Raw genomic sequence first — 20,681 nt, 5'->3', positions numbered from 1 at the left:
AGTACGGACGCTATGTATCTCAAGAGTCTGACGCTGAAGGGCTTCAAGTCCTTTGCTTCGGCGACGACTCTTCGTTTCGAGCCCGGAATCACCTGTGTCGTCGGCCCCAACGGCTCCGGCAAATCCAATGTCGTCGATGCCCTGACCTGGGTGATGGGTGAACAGGGCGCCAAGGCGTTGCGCGGCGGGAAGATGGAAGACGTCATCTTCGCGGGCACGTCGGGTCGAGCCCCGCTCGGCCGCGCAGAGGTCACTCTGACGATCGACAATTCCGACGGCGCACTCCCGATCGACTACTCCGAGGTCTCGATCACCCGCCGTATGTTCCGTGACGGCGCGGGTGAGTACGAGATCAACGGCAGTTCGTGCCGATTGATGGACGTTCAGGAACTGCTGAGCGACTCCGGTATCGGTCGCGAGATGCACGTGATCGTCGGGCAGGGCCGGCTCGCCGCGATCCTGGAATCGCGGCCCGAGGACCGTCGAGCCTTCATCGAGGAAGCAGCCGGGGTGCTCAAGCACCGCAAGCGCAAGGAAAAGGCCGTTCGCAAGCTCGACGCGATGCAGGCCAACCTGGCGCGGTTGACCGACCTCACGACGGAATTGCGCCGCCAACTCAAGCCTCTCGGGAGGCAGGCCGAGGTCGCGCGTCGCGCGCAGACCGTCCAGGCCGACCTGCGCGACGCCCGGTTGCGACTGGTGGCCGACGACCTGGTGGCCAGGCGCGAGGAATTCGCGAACCAGACCCAGGACGAGGAAGCGGCGCGTGAGCAGTACGCGATGGTGCAGGACGCCCTCGAAGCCGGCTCGGTGGCACTCGGCGAACACGAACAGGCCGTCGCCCGGCTGACCCCCAGCGCCGAGGCCGCCGGGCAGACGTGGTTCCGTCTGTCGGCCCTCGCCGAACGCGTCAACGCGACGGTTCGAATCGCCCACGAACGTGCTCGGCATCTCGACGCCGTGCAATCCACCGGTCGGGGACAGGACCCGGACGAGCTCGAAGCGCAGGCCGATCGAGTCGCCGAAGAAGAGATGGAACTCGTCGAGGCCGTCGAGATGGCACGCGAAACCCTCGAGGCGGCACGTGAGCAGCTGGCCGAGCGTGAAGCCGCCGCTGCGGCCGCCGAGCGTGCCCACCTCGCTGCCGTGCGCGCGGTGGCCGACCGCCGCGAGGGATTCGCGCGTCTGTCCGGCCGAGTCGATACTTTCCGAACCAAGGTCGAGTCGATCGACTCGGAGGTGGCGCGTTTGTCGGTGGCCATCGACGAGGCCCGCGAGCGCGGCGAATCGGCTCAGCGCGAATTCGAGAGTGTGCAGGATCAGATCGGCACCCTCGACGCGAGCGAACTGAGCCTCGACACGCACTACGAGCGAGCCATCGCCGCGCTGCGACATGCCGACGCCCGAGTGACGGAGCTGCAGGCAGAAGAACGCATCGCGGGCAAGAAGGTGGCGTCGTTCGAGGCCAGGATCGAAGCGCTCACGATGGGCCTCGAACGCAAGGACGGTGCCGGGTGGCTGGTGGAGAATCAGCAGGACGGTCTGTCGGGTCTGCTCGCGGGCCATCTCACGGTCGAGCCGGGATACGAGATCGCGGTGGCAGTGGCCATGGGTCCGGCCGCCGATGCCGCACACGCCGAATCGTTCGATGCCGCGCGTGATGCCGTGCTGGCGCTGCGTGCGGCCGACGGTGGTCGCGCGTCCATCGTGCACGGCAATGTCGTTGCAGCGCAATCGGTTCCACGTCCGGACCTCCCGAACGGCGCTCGATGGGTGCTGGACCTGATCGAGTATCCGGACCGGCTGGCCGGGGCCATGGCGGCCCTGCTCGACGGTGTGGTCGCCGTCGACTCGCTCGACGCGGCCCACCGTCTGGTCTCCGATTCCGGTGAGCTGCGTGCGGTGACCAAGGACGGCGACGTCGTCGAAGCCGGTTGGGTCACCGGTGGCTCGGACCGTCGTCCGAGCACCCTCGAGGTTCAGTCGGCCATCGACACGTCGACGGTGGAGTTGGCCGCGGCGGTCCGCCGCGCGGAGGAGCTCGACGCGGCGTTGGCAGGCGCGTTGGAAGAACAACGGGATCGGCGCGAATCGGCCGAGCAAGCGCTCGCAGCACTCAACGAATCCGACGCCGCGATGGCCGCGGTGTACGAACAGTTGGGCCGATTGGGTCAACTGGCGCGTTCGGCTCACGCGGAGTCGGCGCGATTGACGACGCAGCGTAGCTCTGCCGAGGCCAGTCGAGAAGAAGCGATCGCGCGGCTGGCCGAGCTGGAAGAGAACCTGCGGACGGCAGAAGACGAGCAATCCGGTTTCGCGGGCGACGGCGAGAGCGGTGACGCTGCGACCACCATGGAACGGGAGATGGCGGCAGCGGCATTGACCGAAGTGCGTGCCGTCGAGGTCGAAGCTCGGTTGAACGTGCGGACCGCCGAAGAGCGCGCACAGTCCGTACGGGGCCGGGCGGATTCGCTTCGACGGGCGGCGCGAGCCGAGCGTGAGGCCAGGGCGCGAGCCGAGCGCGAGAGCGCAGCGCGTCGGCATGCGGCCGCAGTGGCGGCGGCAGTCGGGGAAGCGGGCGAAGAAGTCGCCGCGCGGTTAGCCACGGTCGTTGCGGCCGCTGCCCGTAGGCGCGACGAGCTGTCCGCCGAGCGTGCAACGCGCACAATCGAGCTCGACAAGGTCAAAGAGCAGGTCCGAGCCTTGCAGGGTCAGCTGGCGTCGATCACCGACGCCGTGCACCGGGACGAGGTCGCCCGTGCGCAGGCAGCGCTGCGGATCGAACAACTCGAGACGACGATTCTCGAGCAGCACGGCATCGGCCTCGACGATCTGGTGGCCGAGTACGGGCCCGATGTGGCCCTGCCTCCCACCGAACTGGAGATGGCCGAGTACGAGGCGGCCAAGGAGCGGGGTGAGCAGGTGGTGGCACCTGCCCCGATGCCGTTCGACCGAGCCACCCAGGAGCAGCGCGCCAAACGCGCCGAGCGCGACCTCGCCACACTCGGCAAGGTGAACCCGCTCGCCCTCGAGGAGTTCGCGGCCCTCGAGGAGCGCTACAACTTCCTGTCCACCCAACTCGAGGACGTCAAGTCCGCCCGCAAGGACCTTCTCGGCGTCGTCGCCGACGTCGACGAACGGATCCTGCAGGTCTTCACCGAGGCTTGGCTCGACGTCGAACGAGAATTCACCGGGGTGTTCGCCAAGCTCTTCCCCGGCGGTGAAGGACGACTGATCCTGACCGACCCGTCGGACATGCTCACCACCGGCATCGAGGTCGAGGCCCGGCCGCCCGGCAAGAAGGTCAAGCGACTCTCGTTGCTCTCCGGTGGCGAGAAATCGCTGACCGCGGTGGCCATGCTGGTAGCCATCTTCCGCGCCCGACCGTCACCGTTCTACGTCATGGACGAGGTCGAGGCTGCACTGGACGACACCAACCTGCGTCGTCTGATCGGACTGTTCGAGCAGCTTCGCGAGAAATCGCAGCTGATCGTGATCACGCACCAGAAACCGACGATGGAGGTGGCCGACGCGCTGTACGGCGTCAGCATGCGCGGCGACGGCATCACCACGGTCATCTCGCAGCGGTTGAACCGAGAACGCGTCGCGGTGCCCGCGGCCGAGTCGGACGCAGTGGAGCCGGACGCAGTGGAGCCCGACGCAGTGGAGCCGGGCGCAGTGGAGCCGGACGCGGTGGAACCGGACGCCCACGAGCCGGAGGCGGCATCCGTCGTCGCCGAACCCGACACCGTCTCCTGAGGTTCGTCCGCCGCAGCTACTGCTTCGGATACAGCTGCTCCGCGTAGGACGGTCCGTAGTACTCGCGTAGTTCCTCCACCGTCTCGGGAGCCTGCGGAATCAACGCCTTCGTCAGAGTGGCGACATCGGGGATGGCGTCGGCGTCCCACGTCTCGGGCTGCCACAACTTGGACCGCATGAACGCCTTCGCACAGTGGTGGAACACTTCCTCGATGTCGACGAACAGGCACAAGATCGGGCGATGACCCTCGACCCGAAGCTCGTCGAAGAACGGCGCGTCGGTGACCAGGGACGCGCGACCGTTGATGCGAAGGGTGTCGCCGCGGCCGGGGACGAAGAAGTTCAGGCCGACGAACGGGTTCTCGAGAATGTTGCGATAGCCGTCCATCCGGCGGTTGCCCGGCCGCTCGGCGAGGGCGATCGTGGTGTCGTCGAGGACGTGCACCAGACTGCCGGCCGGATCGCCCTTGGGTGAGACGTCGCATCTCCCGCTCGCGTCGGAGGTTCCGAGGAGGCAGAACGGTGAGGCAGCGAGCCACTGCACGTCGAGGGGGTGCAGCGTGCGTCGGTCCTTGTTCGCGGCTCGGAAGCTCGGCGTTCCGAACATCTCGGTCAGCTCGGCGGCGTCACGCACCGTGGTCCACTCCATGACCGTGAATGCTATCGACTCGAACTCCCGGGCGGGAAGCGCTTTTTCGCGGTCGGTGCACCACCGGTGACGAGCGGCCACGATGGCCTGAGAGGATGTTCCACGTGAGTAACCAAGCGTGGATCATCGTCGCGGCGATCGCTGCCGTCCTGCTCGTCGTCCTCGTCGTCGGGCTGGCGCTCTCCCGTCGTCGGAGAGTGTCCCTCAAGTCGGACGAGGCGGCGCGAATCGAGGACGCGGCCACCAAGGACAGATCCGGTGGCTACACCGCGGGCAGCGGTTTCTCGTTCAGTCAGGGAACGGCGACAGCCGAACCCGTGATCCCGAAGGCCCCCAAGCCGGCCGAGCCGAAGCCGATGGAGCCGCCGCCGGTGGTTCCCACCGCCGAACCGGTCGAATCGGAGACCGTCTGGATCGAGCCGGAAGTGCTCGAACCCGAGGCCCCGGCGACCGATGTCACCGTCGCCGAGCCCGTTGCGCCCGAGCCTCCGGTGGAAGACACCGTTGCTCCTGCGCCTCGCCGGTTGGACACCATCGACCCGACCGAGGGCCGGCTCGATCGTCTCCGTGGGCGGCTCGCACGATCTCAGTCCGCGGTGGGCAAGAGCCTGCTGGGACTGCTCGGCGGCGGCGACCTGGACGAGGATTCGTGGGAAGAGGTCGAGGACACCCTGCTGATCGCCGATATCGGTTCGGCGACCACCGCGGAGATCATGCGGACGCTGCGTGAGCAGATGGCGGCCCGCAGTATTCGCACCGAAGCCGATGCTAGGGCCCTGCTGCGCGAAATTCTCGTGGCGCAGTTGCACCCCGAGTTCGACCGGTCCATTCGTGCTCTGCCACACGACGGTGCCCCCGCGGTGTTGCTGGTGGTCGGAGTCAACGGCACCGGCAAGACCACCACCACGGGCAAACTGGCTCGGGTGCTGGTCGCGGACGGGCGGCGGGTGCTGCTCGGTGCCGCCGATACGTTCCGCGCTGCTGCGGCCGATCAGCTGCAGACCTGGGCCGAGCGAGTGGGTGCCGAGGTGGTTCGCGGCAAGGAGGCAGCGGATCCGGCTGCGGTCGCCTTCGACGCGGTGAGCAAAGGAATCGAGAACGGCGTCGATGTGGTTCTCATCGACACCGCGGGACGGTTGCACACCAAATCGGGTCTGATGGACGAACTGAGCAAGGTCAAGCGTGTCATCGAGAAGAGGGCCCACGTCGACGACGTTCTGCTCGTTCTCGACGCAACCGTGGGCCAGAACGGACTGACGCAGGCCCGTGTCTTCGCCGAGATCGTGAACATCACAGGTGTCGTGCTGACCAAGCTCGACGGAACCGCGAAGGGTGGCATCGTTTTTCAGGTGCAGCGTGAGCTCGGAGTGCCCGTCAAGCTCGTCGGTCTCGGGGAAGGTGCCGACGATCTGGCACCGTTCGAGCCCGGTGCGTTCGTGGACGCGCTGCTCGGCTGATCGACCCCGCAGGGTGGCCTGCGAAACGGGGAAAAAGCACAAACGCCAGCACGAAACCTTTTTGCAACAGAATCCGGTCATGCGTTCACATGCCCGAAACACCCGAGTGTCACGGATGAAACCTCGTGAAACCACTCTTCTTGCTTAACGGCGCGCCAACCGGTGTGCAGGAGAATGGAGGGTGTACGTGAGTCCCGAGGATATGTTGGCCAACTCCGGCAACGCCGCGTGGATGCTGATGGCAGCATCGCTGGTACTGCTGATGACGCCGGGCTTGGCGTTCTTCTACGGCGGTATGTCGCAGCAGAAGTCCGTGTTGAACATGATGATGATGTCGTTCGGAGCAATGGCCGTCGTCTCGATCATCTACTTCCTGTGGGGCTGGTCGATGTCCTACGGCACCCAGGACATCGGCGGAGTCTTCGCCAACCCGTTCGAGTTCTTCGGACTCAAGGATTCGATCACCGACGCGGACGGCAACTACATCGTCGGAGCTTGGGGCTACGCCAACGTCATCGACGTGGCATTCCAGGTCACCTTCGCCATCATCACGGTCGCACTGATCAGCGGCTCGATCGCAGGCCGCGTCAAGTACGGCACCTGGCTCGCCTTCGCCGGTATCTGGGTCACCCTCGCGTACTTCCCGCTCGCACACATGGTCTGGGGTGGCGGACTGCTCTCCGGATCCGAGAACGGTCTTGCGGCAATGATCTTCGGCACCACCGACGACGGTGAAGGCGGACTCGTCGCCAACGTCGCTCCGATCGACTTCGCCGGTGGCACCGTCGTGCACATCAACGCCGGTATCGCCGGTCTGATTCTGGCGATCATCATCGGCAAGCGCGCCGGCTTCGGCAAGGTCGCCTACCGCCCGCACAACCTTCCGTTCGTGATGCTCGGCGCAGCTCTGCTGTGGTTCGGCTGGTTCGGATTCAACGCCGGTTCCGCCTTCGCGGCCGACGGAATCGCCGGTGTGGCCTGGGTCAACACCACCGCAGCCACGGCAGCCGCCATCGTGGGCTGGCTCATCACCGAGCGCATCCGCGACGGACACGCCACCAGCCTCGGCGCCGCCTCGGGCATCGTTGCAGGTCTGGTCGCGATCACCCCGGCCGCAGGCGCACTCACGCCGGTCGGAGCCATGATCCTCGGTGTCATCGCCGGTGTGCTTTCCGCACTGGCCGTCGGCCTGAAGTTCAAGTTCGGTTACGACGACTCGCTCGACGTCGTGGGCGTCCACCTCGTCGCAGGCCTGTGGGGAACCATCGGAATCGGCTTCCTCGGATCCGAGACCGGCCTGTTCTACGGCGGCGACTACAAGCAGCTCGTCGTGCAGATCGTCATCGCACTGTTCGCGCTGATCTTCACCGCCATCGTCACCGCAGTCATCGCGTTCGCGCTCAAGCCTCTCGGCTGGCGCGTGACGGACGAGGAGGAGGCGAACGGCATCGACGAGGCCGAGCACGCCGAGACTGCATATGATTTCGCCTGACAAGGTAGAGATAGACGTGAACGCTGCACCGTACGACAACGGGCACTCGAGGTCTTGTGAAGGGAAGCAAAAATGAAGCTGATCACGGCAATCGTCAAACCGTTCACCCTGGAGGACGTCAAGACGGGGCTGGAGCAGGCCGGCGTACTCGGAATGACAGTCAGTGAAGTTCAGGGTTACGGCCGCCAGAAGGGCCACACCGAGGTGTACCGAGGTGCCGAGTACTCGGTGGACTTCGTCCCGAAGGTCCGCGTAGAGGTAGTCGTCGACGACGCCGCAGTGGAGAAGGTCGTCGAGGTCATCGTCGAGGCTGCACGCACCGGCAAGATCGGTGACGGCAAGGTCTGGGTTTCCCCGGTCGACTCGGTCATCCGAGTCCGCACCGGAGAACGTGGCGCAGATGCACTCTGACCCCAAAGGGTCTCGGGCCGTGGGCCCCGGTTCTGGCGCGAAAGCGTCAGGATCGGGGCCTTCGGTCTCCACGGGCTCCGCATCGAAGGGCACGAGCGATGCTGCAGCAGATCTCGCTCGGGCCAGAAAACAACTACTCGACGGCGGAACACGCAATCGTCGACTCGATGCACCCTCGCTCCGGCAGGCTCTGGTCGATCTCCACGAGTTCTGGCTGACCACAAAAGGTGCCGAGCTCGGGATCAAACCGGACTCCGGCTTCGCGATCGTCGCTGTCGGCGGTCTTGCTCGTCGTGAACTGCTGCCCTATTCGGATCTGGACCTGATCCTGCTGCACGACGATCTCGAACCACGCATCGTCTCCGATGTCGCCGACAAGCTGTGGTACCCACTGTGGGACGCGCACATCAAGCTCGATCACAGTGTGCGCACGGTGCCGCAGGCTCTGCAGGTCGCTGCAGCAGACATGACGGCATCCCTCGGAATGCTCGAGGCGCGTCACATCGCCGGCGACGTCGAATTGAGCAATCTTCTCATCGGCGGCGTACGTCGCCAGTGGCGCAACGGTATTCGAGGGCGTTTCGACGAGCTGATCGAGCAGACCCGCGGACGGTGGTCGCGCAGCGGTGAGATCGCACACCGCGCCGAACCCGATCTCAAGAGCGGCCGCGGGGGGCTGCGTGACGTCCAGTTGCTCGACGCCCTCTCCATCGCACAGTTGACCGACGGTATGCCCGGGCTCGGACCCGAATCACCGGGTGGCGGTTTGGCGTTCGCGCACGGACGCCTCTTGGACGTGCGCACCGAACTGCACCGCGTCGCCGGTCGAGCACGGGATCAACTGCGCGCGCAGGACGCCGACGAGATAGGTGCCGCGCTGCGCATCGGGGATCGCTTCGATCTCGCACGCGTGCTGAGCGATTCGGCTCGCACCATCAGCTATTCGGTGGACGTCGGGTTGCGAACCGCAGGCAATTCGTTACCGCGACGGGGTCTTTCGAGACTGCGTCGAGTCCCGGTCAGACGCCCGCTGGACGAGGGAGTCGTCGAACACGGCGGCGAGGTCGTTCTCGCCCGCGACGCTCGACCGAACAAGGATCCCGGCCTGATCATGCGAGTCGCAGCGGCGTCGGCCCAGACCGGAATGCCGATGTCCGCCTCGACCCTGAACCGGCTGTCCGACAGCGCCCCCGAACTTCGGGAACCCTGGCCCAAGGAAGCACTCAACGATCTGCTCGTGTTGCTCGGATCGGGTCGCAAGGCGATCGCGGCGATCGAGGCGTTGGATCGAACCGGACTGTGGGGCAGGCTCATTCCGGAGTGGGGCGCGGTACGCGACCTACCGCCGCGAGATGCGGTGCACACGTGGACGGTCGATCGACATCTGGTCGAAACCGCAGCCTACGCAAGCGCATTGACCACCCGCGTTGCGCGTCCTGACCTGTTGGTGCTCGGCGCACTGATCCACGACATCGGCAAGGGACGCGGCGGCGATCACAGTGTCGTCGGCGCAGATCTGGCCATCCAGATCGGCAACAGGCTCGGCCTGTGGCCTTCCGACGTGGCACTGCTGACGGCGATGGTGCGATACCACCTACTGCTGCCGGAGACCGCCACCAGACGCGACCTCGACGACCCCGCAACCGTGCAAACCGTCGTCGACGCGCTCGGTGCCGACACGATTCTGCTCGAGCTGCTTCACGCACTGGCAGAAGCGGATTCGCTCGCCACCGGCCCCGGGGTGTGGGGTGATTGGAAGGCCTCGCTCATCCGTGAGCTCGTGCGTCGCTGCAGATTGGTGATGGCGGGGGAGAGTCTGCCCTCACCGGATCCACTCGACCCGGCGCACATCGAACTCGCCGCGCGGGGAGGCGTCCACGTCGACATCGCGCCGACCGACGGGCTGCACACCTTCGTCATCACGGTCATCGCCCCCGACACGCCCGGGCTGCTGTCCGATGCCGCGGGAGTCCTCGCACTGCACTCGCTGCGCGTGCTCTCGGCCTCTCTCGGAAGTCACGAGGGATCGGCGATCAACTCGTTCGACGTCGCGCCGCTCTTCGGCTCCCCGCCGCAGGCCGGTCTGCTGCGGCAGGAGATCATCCGCGCTCAGGCCGGCGAACTCGACCTCGTGGCCGTGCTCGACGCCAAGGAACGCGACGCAAGAGCCGACACCGTCGAGGACGACGCAGAGGATTCGGCCGTCCCGGTTCTCTACGCTCAAGCTCCGCCTCGGGTGCTCTGGTTCGACGACAACGAACCAGGTCAGGTGGTACTCGAGCTACGAGCTGAGGACCGGCTCGGTCTGCTCTGCCGGTTGGCCAGCGCGATCGAACAGCAGGGATCCGACATCCGGTGGGCACGCGTGTCGACCCTGGGCAGCTCGGTGGTCGACTCGTTCTGCATCGACCTGGCGGGAGCAGACAGCAGGGCGGTGCGCGAGGACCTCGAGCGAGCGATCCTCGCGGTCGTACCCGCCCCCGAACCGCCCAAGCCTCCGGAAAAGCCGGAAGGCACCTGACCGCGGGTCGGAATGCGACAGCAGACCGACTCGCGCTGGTGACTTCTCACGAACTTCCGGCCGACGGGACTGCCGCCGATGCCGATTTGTTACATTCGTCCCCACGCAGAAACGACACTCTCAGCCGTTCCTGCACACTCCACACTGCTCGAACCACATCGTTCCTGCTGGAACCATGTCGTTCCTGCAGGCTCCGCACTGCTGGAACCACGTCGTTCCTGCAGGCTCCACTCCTGGTCATTCGAGAGGCACGAACTGTGGGATCCCACCGACGGTCGACCGTCCACACACCGACCGACTTCGCAGCGCGTCCCACGGGCGGCAGGCATCGCGCCGTACCGGACAGCCCCGTCGTCGGTCGACGGGCGGCCACCATCGTCGCCGCGACCGGCGCGATCGTCGTCGGCGCGACGTCGATGGGTGCAGGCACCGCCGCGGCCGCGCCGATTCCGGAGCCACCCGCAGCCGGACTCCCGTTCGCCGTACCGGAGGGACTACTGCCCGCTGGATTCGAGCTACCCCAGTTCGAGCTACCCCAGCTCGAGATCCCGCAGTTCGTACCCCCACAGCTCGCGCCCCCGCTTCCGCCGTCGCAGCCCGCACCGCCCGAGGCCGCGCCTGCCGAAACCGCGCCCGCGGCGGAACCAGCACCCGCACCGACCTCCGACCCACTGGCCGCATTCGGAGCCGATCCCGGCGCTGCCGCCCAGCAATGGCTCGACGATGTCGGCCTGGGGCAGCTGGGAGCCGGTGTTCAGTCACCCCTCGAGAGCCTGCGCTCGCTGAAGAAGGGCACAGTGCAGCCCGTGGCTGGGGTGTTGACCTCCAACTTCGGCTCGCGATGGGGCACCCAGCACAGTGGCCTCGACATCGCAGCACCCATCGGAACGCCCATCTACGCCGCCGCCGACGGCACCGTGTCCGACGCAGGACCGGCATCCGGCTTCGGTCTCTGGGTCAAGGTGCGGCACGACGACGGTACCGAGACGGTCTACGGACACGTCAACGACTTCTCCGTTCATCCCGGCCAGCGTGTGTCGGCCGGTGAGCAGATCGCCACCGTCGGCAACCGTGGCCAGTCGACAGGCCCACACCTGCACTTCGAGGTGCACGATCCCTCCGGCGTCAAGGTCGACCCCGCGCAGTGGCTCGCCACCCGGGGTGTGGCAGTGACGTGGAACGATTCCGCGCGCAACGCCTGACCGGTCGGCATCGACACGTTCGACACGACAGTCGAACGCCCCAGCGACGACGAGGCGTGCTGCCGCTAGTCTGGTGACCGTGCCGGATTCGGCTCGTTTTCGGTGATCGGCTAGCTCAGGAGTGCAATCGGTGTTCGAATCCCTTTCCGACAGGTTGACCGGGACTCTCAAGGACCTGCGTGGCAAAGGTCGACTGTCCGGCGCGGATATCGACGCCACGGCCCGTGAGATCCGTCTGGCCCTGCTCGAAGCGGACGTGGCACTGCCCGTCGTACGTGAATTCATCAACCGCATCAAGGTCCGGGCCAAGGGTGCCGAGGTCTCGGGCGCGCTCAACCCGGCCCAGCAGGTCGTCAAGATCGTCAACGAGGAACTGGTCGGCATCCTCGGCGGCGAGACTCGCAGGCTCGTCTTCGCCAAGAACCCGCCCACGGTGATCATGCTCGCCGGTCTGCAGGGTTCGGGTAAGACGACGCTGGCGGGCAAGCTCGCGAAATGGCTCAAGGGCCAGGGCCACACCCCACTGCTCGTCGCGTGTGACCTTCAGCGTCCCGGTGCCGTGAGCCAGCTGCAGATCGTGGGCGAGCGCGCCGGTGCCGCCGTCTTCGCGCCGCACCCCGGCACGTCCATCGGCGGCGGCGACAATGCACTCGGAGTCTCGGCAGCGGATCCCGTCGAGGTTGCCAGGGCCGGCATCGCCGAGGCTCGCAGCAAGCAGTACGACGTGGTCATCGTCGACACCGCAGGTCGCCTCGGCATCGACAGCGAGCTGATGAATCAGGCCGCGGGAATTCGCGACGCGGTCGAGCCGGACGAGACACTGTTCGTTCTCGATGCGATGGTCGGTCAGGACGCCGTCAGCACCGCCGAGGCGTTCCGTGACGGCGTCGGCTTCACCGGTGTCGTACTCACCAAGCTCGACGGCGATGCCCGGGGCGGTGCTGCGCTGAGCGTCCGCGAGGTCACCGGCCAGCCGATCATGTTCGCGTCGACCGGTGAGAAGCTCGAGGATTTCGACGTCTTCCACCCCGATCGCATGGCGAGCCGCATCCTCGGCATGGGCGACGTGCTGAGCCTCATCGAGCAGGCCGAGCAGCACTTCGATGCCGAGCAGGCCGAGGCGACGGCCAACAAGATCGGCTCGGGGCAACTCACGCTCGACGACTTCCTCGAGCAGATGATGGCCGTCCGCAAGATGGGGCCGATCGGAAACCTGCTGGGCATGCTGCCCGGTGCCGGCCAGATGAAAGAACTCGCCAACGTCGACGAGAAGCAACTCGACCGGGTTCAGGCCATCATCCGCGGCATGACGCCGCAGGAACGTACCGACCCGAAGATCATCAACGCGTCACGACGGTTGCGTATCGCGAACGGTTCGGGCGTCAAGGTCTCCGACGTCAACCAGCTGGTCGACCGGTTCTTCGAGGCTCGCAAGATGATGTCGGCCATGGCCGGTCGGATGGGCATGCCGGGCGCGCGCAAGCAGGTACGGAACAACAAGAAGGGTAAGAAAGGGAAGAAGGGCGCTCGCGGTCCGACGCAGCCGAAGATCCGCGGTGGATTCCCCGGCATGCCGGGTGGAATGCCGGCGGGAATGCCCGATCTGTCGTCCATGCCCAAGGGCCTCGACCAGTTGCCGCCAGGGCTGGAAGGCATCGACCTCTCGCAACTGAAACTGCCCAAGAAGTAAGCGCGCGCACGTGTCGGCCATGCGGGTGCGGGGCCGCGGACTGCCGGACGGGACGGAGATCGACCTCTGGATCGAGGGCGGTGTTCTGTCCACCGAGCCCATTGCGGATGCGGATTTCGTCCACGACGGCGGGTGGGTCCTGCCCGGCCTGGTCGACGCCCACTGCCATGTCGGGATCGAATACGGCGGGGGACACGCCGACCTGATCGGGTCGATCCGACAGGCCGAGACCGAGCGAGGCGTCGGCGCGCTGCTGCTGCGCGACGCCGGGTCCCCGGTCGACACACGCGCCCTGGACGAGTACGAGGACCTACCTCGCATCATCCGAGCGGGCCGCCACATCGCATCACCCAAGCGATACATCCCGGGTCTGGCGATCGACATCGAGGACGAATCGCAACTGCCCGAGGCGGTGGCTCAGCAGGCCCGGTTCGGCGACGGCTGGGTCAAGCTCGTCGGCGACTGGATCGACCGCTCGGTGGGAGATCTCCGGCCACTGTGGAACGACTCGATCCTCGTCGACGCCATCGCTGCCGCCCACGCCGAGGGAGCGCGGGTGACAGCCCACGTGTTCGGCGAGGATGCTCTGCCCGGTCTGATCGCGGCGGGAATCGACTGCATCGAGCACGGCACCGGTCTGACCGACGAGACCGTCGAGATGATGGTCGACCACGGCACCGCTCTGGTACCGACGCTGATCAACATCGAGACGTTCCCCGGCATCGCCGATTCCGCCACCCGGTATCCGGTCTACGCCCGGCACATGCGGGCGCTCCACCAACGCGTCGCCGCCACCGTCGGACGAGCCCATGACGCAGGCATTCCCATCTATGCAGGTACCGATGCCGGTGGATCGATCGCGCACGGACGCATCGCCGACGAGGTAGCCGCGCTGGCCGCCGTGGGTCTCTCTCCGACCGACGCGCTCGGTGCTGCCTGCTGGGACGCCCGGTCGTGGCTGGGTCGGCAGGGACTCGAGCACGGCGCGCCCGCGGATCTGGTCGTCTACTCCGACGATCCGCGAGGGGGACCGGACGTGCTGGCCGATCCGGAGCTGGTGATCCTGCGCGGACGCGTGACCGATCGGCGCGGCCGCACGACGAACGGGCCGGTGGGCCGAGGGTGACCGATCCGAGAAGCGATGCAGGACAGCCCGATCCGAACCGACCCAGCTGGGCCGCAATGGCACCGATGAATCGAATCGAGCAGCAGGGTTCGGGGTTGTCCGAAACCTACTGGCGAGCCGAGCAGGCCGCGCTCGAACGCAGAAGCGGTCAACGGTGGGGACTGCCGGCCGCGGCGCTCGTGCTGGGGCTCAACCTGGCGGGATTTCTGATACTCGGGCTCGTCGTGACGTCGGACGCCTCGGCCGTCTTCGTGGTGGGCATCATGATTCCGAGCCTTCTCGCTGCGGGCGTGGCGGTGGCCGTCTCGATGACCCGAGGAAACGGACCCGTCGTCGACTTCGGCCTCCCCAGGTCGACCCCCGAATTCCTCGGTCACCTCCGATCCGGGTTGGCGTGGGGTGGCGTCGCGGTGGTCGGTGGCCTCCTGCTGGCGCTGATTCTGTTGTCCGGTATCGAGTTGGACGATCCGATGCCGCTCGGCGACGTCACCGACACGACCGTCGGCTGGAAAATCGCTCTGGCCGTGTGGATCTGGCTCGGTGCACCGATCTGCGAGGAAACGATGTTCCGCGGCATGCTGTGGGGAGCACTCGAGAAACGCACCCGCCCGATGCCCATGGCCTGGTTGGGCAATCGATGGGTCGTCCTGGCGATCACCGCGGTGGTGTTCGCGATCTGGCACCGCGAGTGGTGGCGCTTCGTGGTGCTGCTGTGGGGTGGATTCGCGATCGGCATCGCACGGATGCGTTCCGGTTCGATCGTCGCGTCGACCACGGCGCACTCGGTGAACAACACCCTCCCCGCCCTGCTGGTCCTGTTCGCGTGAGGTGAGGGGTCCACAGGCCCGATTCACCGATCGAGCCGCCCGTCTGGCACAATGAACAGCTGTTCGCCCGTCTTCCGGTTACGTACCGCGCGGCGGTCACAACAACCCTCAACGCAAAACCGGGCTCGCATGCCGTGCGAACCGCTGAATTGCGCCGTGACCAACTTTCGAAAGGCTCCACCAGAACATGGCTGTCAAGATCAAGCTCATGCGTATCGGCAAGATCCGCACCCCGCACTACCGCGTCGTCATCTCCGATGCTCGCACCCGTCGTAACGGCCGTGCGATCGAGACCATCGGCACGTACGAGCCCAAGCAGGACCCCAGCGTCATCGAAATCGACTCCGAGCGGGCTCAGTACTGGTTGGGCGTCGGCGCACAGCCGACCGAGCCTGTCGAGGCACTGCTCAAGATCACCGGTGACTGGCAGAAGTTCAAGGGCCTCCCCGGTGCCGAGGGAACCCTCCGCGTCGCCGAGCCCAAGCCCTCCAAGCTCGACCTGTTCAACGCAGCGCTGGCGCAGGCCGACTCCGAGCCGCAGGGCGAGGCCACCACCGCCAAGAAGAAGAAGGCTCCGAAGGCCGACGACGCCGCCGCGGAGACCACCGACGCTGCAGCAACCGAGACGGCAGACGCGCCGGCCGCCGAGGCTGCTGAGAAGTGAGTGCCGTTGTCGCCGATGCCGTCGAACATCTCGTTCGCGGCATCGTCGCCAATCCCGATGACGTTCGCGTCGAGATGATCACCGGCCGTCGTGGCCGCACCGTGGAAGTCCACGTGCACCCCGACGATCTGGGCAAGGTCATCGGCCGTGGCGGTCGTACCGCTACGGCGCTGCGCACGCTCGTCTCGGGAATCGGTGGTCGCGGCATCCGTGTCGACGTGGTCGACACGGACCAGTAGGTCACGTACCCATCATGGAGCTGGTCATCGGCCGTGTCGCGAAGTCGCACGGCATCAAAGGCGAAGTCGTCGTCGAGGTTCGCACCGACAACCCCGACGACCGCTTCGCCGAAGGAACCGTTCTCTCGGGCCGCAGGCCCCGATCGAACGCGGAACCGGCCTCGTACACAGTGGAAGCCGTCCGGGAACACTCCGGACGGCTTCTGCTGCGTCTGAACGGTATCGACGACAAGACTGCCGCTGACCAACTGCGCGGCATATTGTTCGTCGTCGAATCCACCGACCTTCCGCCGTCCGACGATCCGGACGAGTACTACGACCACGAACTCGAAGGCCTCACAGTGATCCTGACCGACGGCACCGTCGTCGGAACGGTCCGCGAGGTCCTTCACTCCGCAGCGGGGGAGCTGCTCTCCATCACGCCGAGTCCGGGCTTCGGCGAAGCCACCCGCGCCGAAATTCTCGTGCCGTTCGTAGCGGCCATCGTGACGACGGTGTCGTTGGCCGACAAGACGATCGAGATCGATCCGCCCGAGGGTCTGCTGGATCCGGAGTAGATCGTGCGCCTCGACGTCGTCACCATCTTTCCCGAATACCTCACGCCGCTCCGAACTGCGTTGCTGGGCAAAGCAATCGACCGCGGCCTCGTCTCGGTCGAGGTTCACGATCTGCGGTCGTGGACTCACGATGTGCACAAGGCCGTCGACGATTCGCCCTACGGCGGCGGGCCCGGAATGGTCATGAAGCCGACAGTGTGGGGCGACGCACTCGACGACGTGCTCACAGACGATGCTCTCCTCGTCGTCCCGACCCCGGCCGGCGTGCCGTTCACCCAGCGGACAGCCGAGCGATGGTCCTCCGAGCAACATCTCGTATTCGCCTGCGGCCGATACGAAGGCATCGACCAACGCGTGTTCGACGACGCCGCGCGTCGCGTGCGTGTCGAGGAAGTCAGCATCGGCGATTACGTGCTCATCGGCGGCGAGGCGGCCGTCCTCGTCATGGCCGAGGCCGTGGTGCGACTGATGCCGGGGGTTCTGGGCAATCAACAGTCGCATCAGCAGGATTCGTTCTCCGACGGTCTGCTCGAAGGGCCGAGCTACACGCGTCCCGCTCGGTGGCGCGATCTCGACGTTCCGTCGGTGCTGCTCTCGGGTGATCACGCGAAGATCGCAGCGTGGCGTCGAGAGCAATCATTGGACAGGACCGCCGAGCGTCGTCCGGACCTGCTGCAGGACTGACGAATTCAGCTGACGGTGCCGTCCGGAAAGAGCATCGAGACGAATCCGGTGAGAGTTTCCCTTGCGTGCAGTGCGCTTGCGTCGTCGCTGACGTCGACGACGGCGGTGTCCGGATAGCTTTCCATGTCGTCCGCGTAGAAGATGTCCTCGCGTGAGGACAGAGCCAGAACGTAGCGGTTGTCGACACCGATCGTGCCTGTCGACAGGTGGACCCACCGATCGGACACGCAGCACATCCAACCCTGTTTCACAGCGTGCACGCTCTCTCCGGGAAGACCGTCGACGATCCCGAAATGCTGTTTGTAGCCGTCGGCGGCAATCGGTGCCGAACGCCGCAGCATTCCGATCACCACGTCCGTCGATGCAGTCGTCAAACCGCCGCTGCCGCCCAGCAACCCCGCGTAGTAACCGACCAGGTCACTGGGCGTGGTCTCGGTGTTGTACCACTGGTCGTCGCCGGGAGCTGTGGTGCTCGTCAGGCCGTAGCGAGCTGCGACCGTGCGCACGATGTCGGACGAGCCGTAGCGGTACCAGAGCGTGTACGCGGCGTTGTCGTCGGACAGCTCGAGCATGCTGGTCATGGTGGCCAGATCGTCGGCGGAGACCGGGCGGTTCTCCGACTGCGCTCGGAACAACACCTCGTCGGCGATGAAGAGCTTGGACACCGACGCGGTTTCGACCTGAACATCGGCGTTGCTGCTGTAGTAGGAGCCCGTCTGACGATCCAACAGCGCGAAATCCACATCGGCGCCACGGGCCCGGGCCGACGCGATCGCCATCGGGATACGAGCTTCGAGGGCGACGCCGTCGACCTTGTCCATATCGGGAAAGGGCGATGCCGACGTCTCGGCGGTCTCCTTCGACGCGGAGTCACCGACCTGATCGTCGGGAGGAACCGAACAGCCGACCAGCAGCAGGGAGGCGCAGGCTGCAGCCAGGAATCGAGACAACCTGACCATCCGCGAAACTCTCCCACACGTTGAACCGCCGACCGACTCGTCCCACAGTAGCGGTAGGGTCCATCGCCGTGACCACTGCTCTGAAATCTGTGAACAAGCGCATAGCCGAAGAACTCGACGTTCGTGAAGAACAGGTTCGTGCCGCCGTGGAATTGCTCGACGGCGGGTCGACGGTCCCGTTCATCGCGCGCTACCGCAAGGAAGTCACCGGCACCCTCGACGACACGCAGCTGCGTCAGCTCGACGAGCGGCTGCGGTACCTGCGCGAGCTCGACGAGCGCAGAGACGCCGTCATCGAGTCCATCCGCTCGCAGGGCAAGCTCGACGAAGCGCTCGAGCAGTCGTTGATGCTGGCCGACACCAAGGCTCGCGTCGAGGACATCTATCTGCCGTTCAAGCCCAAGCGCCGAACCAAGGCTCAGATCGCACGGGAGGCCGGGCACGAGCCCGTCGCCGACGCCCTGTTCTCCGACCCCACCACCGACCCGGCCCAGTTCGATCAGGAGCAACTCGACGGCGCGCGGGCGATTCTCGTCGAGCGTTTCGCCGAGGACGCGGATCTGGTGGGTGAACTGCGCGAACTGATGTGGACGTCCGGCAAGCTCGTCGCGTCCGTTCGCAAGGGCAAAGAGGAAGAGGGTGCCAAGTTCTCCGATTACTTCGAGTTCTCGGAACCGTTCACCAGCCTGCCCTCGCACCGCATCCTCGCCACGCTCAGAGGCGAGAAGGAAGAAGTACTCTCGCTCGGCTTCGAGCCCGAGCGAGACGAACCGACCCCCGGCGTCCCGAGCGTCTACGAGGGTCGGATCGCTACCAAGTTCGGGATCGCGAATCGGGGACGGCCCGCCGACAAGTGGCTGCTCGATACCGTCCGATGGGCGTGGCGTACCAAGATGCTGGTGACCGTCTCCCTCGATACCCGCATGCGACTGCGCCAATCGGCCGAGAAGGACGCCGTCGACGTGTTCGCGAGCAACCTCAAGGACCTGCTGCTCGCCGCGCCCGCGGGCAACCGCACCACGATGGGCCTGGACCCGGGCTTCCGTACCGGCACCAAGGTCGCGATCGTCGACGCCACCGGAAAGGTCGTCGACCACGACACCATCTACCCGCACAAACCGCAGGGCAAGTGGGATCAGGCGGTGGCCACCCTCGCTGGACTCGCCGCCAAGCACAAGGTCGAACTGATCGCCATCGGCAACGGCACCGCATCGCGTGAAACCGACTCGCTGGCAGCAGAATTGATCGCCAAGTTCCCTGCCGCCAACCTGACCAAGGTGGTGGTGTCCGAGGCCGGAGCGTCGGTGTACTCCGCCTCCGCGTACGCCTCGAGCGAGCTGCCCGAACTGGATGTGTCGATCCGCGGTGCCGTCTCGATCGCCCGCAGGTTGCAGGATCCGCTGGCCGAGCTGGTCAAGATCGATCCGAAGTCCATCGGCGTCGGGCAGTACCAGCACGACATCTCCGAAACTCTGCTGGCCCGTTCTCTCGGTGCCGTCGTCGAGGACGCGGTGAACGCCGTCGGCGTCGACGTCAACACCGCGTCGGTACCGTTGCTCTCGCGGGTCTCCGGTATCGCCGGCTCTCTTGCCGAGAGCATCGTGGCACACCGTGACCAGAACGGTCCGTTCTCCAGCCGCAGCACACTCAAAGACGTTCCGCGCTTGGGGCCCAAAGCTTTCGAGCAGTGCGCCGGATTCCTCCGCATCTCCGGGGGAGAGGATCCACTGGACCGGTCGAGTGTTCACCCGGAGGCATATCCCGTCGTGCGGCGCATCGTCGGCAAGGCCGGCGTCGGGGTGCGCGAGGTCATCGGCAACACAGCACTGCTGCGCGGGCTCGACCCCGCCGAATTCGCCGACGACCGATTCGGTCTGCCCACCGTCACCGACATCATCTCCGAACTCGAGAAGCCGGGCCGCGATCCACGTCCGGAGTTCAAGACCGCGACCTTCGCCGCCGGTATCGAGAAGGTCGCCGACCTGGTGCCCGGCATGACGCTCGAGGGAGTCGTGACCAACGTGGCGGCGTTCGGGGCGTTCGTCGACGTCGGTGTGCATCAGGACGGGCTCGTGCACGTCTCGGCGATGTCGCACAACTTCGTCAAGGACCCGCGTGAGGTCGTCAAGTCCGGTGACGTCGTTCGCGTCAAGGTGATGGAGGTCGACATCCCCCGTCAGCGCATCGGTCTGAGCCTGCGGCTGGACGACGAACCCGGCGCGTCCGGCGGCAAGGACGCCGGACGCGGACAGCAGGGTGACCGTCCGCGAGGCCAGGGACGGGGCGCGGGCGCACATCAGGCCGGCCGCGGACGAGACGCACGCCCGCAACGGGATCGTCGTACGGCCGGGGGCGCTGGTACGGCGACACCGGCTGCCGGTTCCATGGCCGACGCGTTGCGGAAGGCGGGATTCGGAAAATAGCGAACGGTTCCTCGGTCGATG

General features: G+C 66.3%; 16 protein-coding genes. 14 read left to right on the top strand and 2 right to left on the bottom strand.

Features of this window, described 5'->3' with window-relative positions; all coding sequences use genetic code 11:
- Window positions 1–12 precede the first annotated feature (12 nt).
- Window positions 13–3,759, top strand: coding sequence for a chromosome segregation protein SMC (gene smc / locus CH276_RS18170; protein WP_254924394.1), 3,747 nt, complete (start codon window positions 13–15; stop codon window positions 3,757–3,759).
- Between the two features lie 16 nt (window positions 3,760–3,775).
- Here the strand turns inward: smc and CH276_RS18165 are convergent, their stop codons facing one another.
- The gene (locus tag CH276_RS18165; protein WP_094631789.1) at window positions 3,776–4,408 is read right to left on the bottom strand and encodes an MSMEG_1061 family FMN-dependent PPOX-type flavoprotein; all 633 of its coding nucleotides are present in this window, start codon (window positions 4,406–4,408) and stop codon (window positions 3,776–3,778) included.
- A gap of 104 nt (window positions 4,409–4,512) precedes the next feature.
- Here CH276_RS18165 and ftsY point away from each other — a divergent pair, with 104 nt between their 5' ends.
- The 12 genes from ftsY (at window position 4,513) to trmD (ending at window position 17,278) form a co-directional block, all read left to right on the top strand.
- A complete protein-coding gene (gene ftsY, locus CH276_RS18160; protein ID WP_094631843.1) occupies window positions 4,513–5,865 on the top strand; it encodes a signal recognition particle-docking protein FtsY in 1,353 nt (450 codons plus the stop codon).
- A gap of 202 nt (window positions 5,866–6,067) precedes the next feature.
- Window positions 6,068–7,357: an ammonium transporter gene (locus tag CH276_RS18155; protein WP_176459326.1), complete on the top strand. Its 1,290-nt coding sequence runs from the start codon at window positions 6,068–6,070 to the stop codon at window positions 7,355–7,357.
- Between the two features lie 72 nt (window positions 7,358–7,429).
- Window positions 7,430–7,768, top strand: a complete 339-nt coding sequence (locus CH276_RS18150) for a P-II family nitrogen regulator (protein ID WP_019664269.1) — start codon at window positions 7,430–7,432, stop codon at window positions 7,766–7,768.
- Entirely contained in the window at window positions 7,758–10,289 is a 2,532-nt protein-coding gene (locus tag CH276_RS18145; protein ID WP_094631842.1) for a [protein-PII] uridylyltransferase, read from the top strand. The genes CH276_RS18150 and CH276_RS18145 overlap by 11 nt, the downstream gene beginning before the upstream one ends.
- A gap of 257 nt (window positions 10,290–10,546) precedes the next feature.
- Window positions 10,547–11,491, top strand: coding sequence for a M23 family metallopeptidase (locus CH276_RS18140; protein WP_045199891.1), 945 nt, complete (start codon window positions 10,547–10,549; stop codon window positions 11,489–11,491).
- A 130-nt stretch (window positions 11,492–11,621) separates the two neighbouring features.
- Complete coding sequence (ffh, locus tag CH276_RS18135) at window positions 11,622–13,181, top strand: signal recognition particle protein (RefSeq protein WP_032398352.1); 1,560 nt, start codon at window positions 11,622–11,624, stop codon at window positions 13,179–13,181.
- A gap of 19 nt (window positions 13,182–13,200) precedes the next feature.
- On the top strand, window positions 13,201–14,307 hold the full coding sequence (locus CH276_RS18130) for an amidohydrolase family protein (protein ID WP_176459325.1): 1,107 nt from the start codon (window positions 13,201–13,203) through the stop codon (window positions 14,305–14,307).
- Window positions 14,304–15,134, top strand: coding sequence for a type II CAAX endopeptidase family protein (locus CH276_RS18125; RefSeq protein WP_176459306.1), 831 nt, complete (start codon window positions 14,304–14,306; stop codon window positions 15,132–15,134). Before CH276_RS18130 ends, CH276_RS18125 begins: the two co-directional genes overlap by 4 nt.
- A 187-nt stretch (window positions 15,135–15,321) precedes the next feature.
- Window positions 15,322–15,798: a 30S ribosomal protein S16 gene (rpsP, locus tag CH276_RS18120; protein WP_032397793.1), complete on the top strand. Its 477-nt coding sequence runs from the start codon at window positions 15,322–15,324 to the stop codon at window positions 15,796–15,798.
- Entirely contained in the window at window positions 15,795–16,037 is a 243-nt protein-coding gene (locus CH276_RS18115; protein WP_027496687.1) for an RNA-binding protein, read from the top strand. Before rpsP ends, CH276_RS18115 begins: the two co-directional genes overlap by 4 nt.
- A gap of 14 nt (window positions 16,038–16,051) precedes the next feature.
- Entirely contained in the window at window positions 16,052–16,594 is a 543-nt protein-coding gene (rimM, locus tag CH276_RS18110) for a ribosome maturation factor RimM (protein ID WP_045195597.1), read from the top strand.
- A 3-nt stretch (window positions 16,595–16,597) separates the two neighbouring features.
- Entirely contained in the window at window positions 16,598–17,278 is a 681-nt protein-coding gene (gene trmD, locus CH276_RS18105; RefSeq protein ID WP_032397795.1) for a tRNA (guanosine(37)-N1)-methyltransferase TrmD, read from the top strand.
- A 5-nt stretch (window positions 17,279–17,283) separates the two neighbouring features.
- Here trmD and CH276_RS18100 read toward each other — a convergent pair whose 3' ends face one another.
- Window positions 17,284–18,237 carry a serine hydrolase gene (locus tag CH276_RS18100; RefSeq protein WP_094631787.1) on the bottom strand — a complete coding sequence of 318 codons (954 nt, stop codon included), beginning with the start codon at window positions 18,235–18,237 and terminating at the stop codon, window positions 17,284–17,286.
- A 68-nt stretch (window positions 18,238–18,305) separates the two neighbouring features.
- Between CH276_RS18100 and CH276_RS18095 the strand changes: the two genes are divergently transcribed.
- Entirely contained in the window at window positions 18,306–20,660 is a 2,355-nt protein-coding gene (locus CH276_RS18095; RefSeq protein WP_176459305.1) for a Tex family protein, read from the top strand.
- Window positions 20,661–20,681 lie beyond the last annotated feature (21 nt).

Source organism: Rhodococcus sp. 06-470-2 (assembly GCF_002258235.1).
Lineage (GTDB): Bacteria > Actinomycetota > Actinomycetes > Mycobacteriales > Mycobacteriaceae > Rhodococcoides.
Note: the sequence above shows the minus strand (reverse complement) of the source record. Positions and strands in the feature narration are given on the sequence as shown.

Coding starts and splice junctions, on each gene's coding strand:
- smc (WP_254924394.1), top strand. CDS start 13: ATGTATCTCAAGAGTCTGACGCTGAAGGGCTTCAAGTCCTTTGCTTCG.
- CH276_RS18165 (WP_094631789.1), bottom strand. CDS start 4,408: ATGGAGTGGACCACGGTGCGTGACGCCGCCGAGCTGACCGAGATGTTC.
- CH276_RS18155 (WP_176459326.1), top strand. CDS start 6,068: ATGTTGGCCAACTCCGGCAACGCCGCGTGGATGCTGATGGCAGCATCG.
- CH276_RS18150 (WP_019664269.1), top strand. CDS start 7,430: ATGAAGCTGATCACGGCAATCGTCAAACCGTTCACCCTGGAGGACGTC.
- CH276_RS18145 (WP_094631842.1), top strand. CDS start 7,758: ATGCACTCTGACCCCAAAGGGTCTCGGGCCGTGGGCCCCGGTTCTGGC.
- CH276_RS18130 (WP_176459325.1), top strand. CDS start 13,201: ATGCGGGTGCGGGGCCGCGGACTGCCGGACGGGACGGAGATCGACCTC.
- rpsP (WP_032397793.1), top strand. CDS start 15,322: ATGGCTGTCAAGATCAAGCTCATGCGTATCGGCAAGATCCGCACCCCG.
- rimM (WP_045195597.1), top strand. CDS start 16,052: ATGGAGCTGGTCATCGGCCGTGTCGCGAAGTCGCACGGCATCAAAGGC.
- CH276_RS18100 (WP_094631787.1), bottom strand. CDS start 18,237: ATGGTCAGGTTGTCTCGATTCCTGGCTGCAGCCTGCGCCTCCCTGCTG.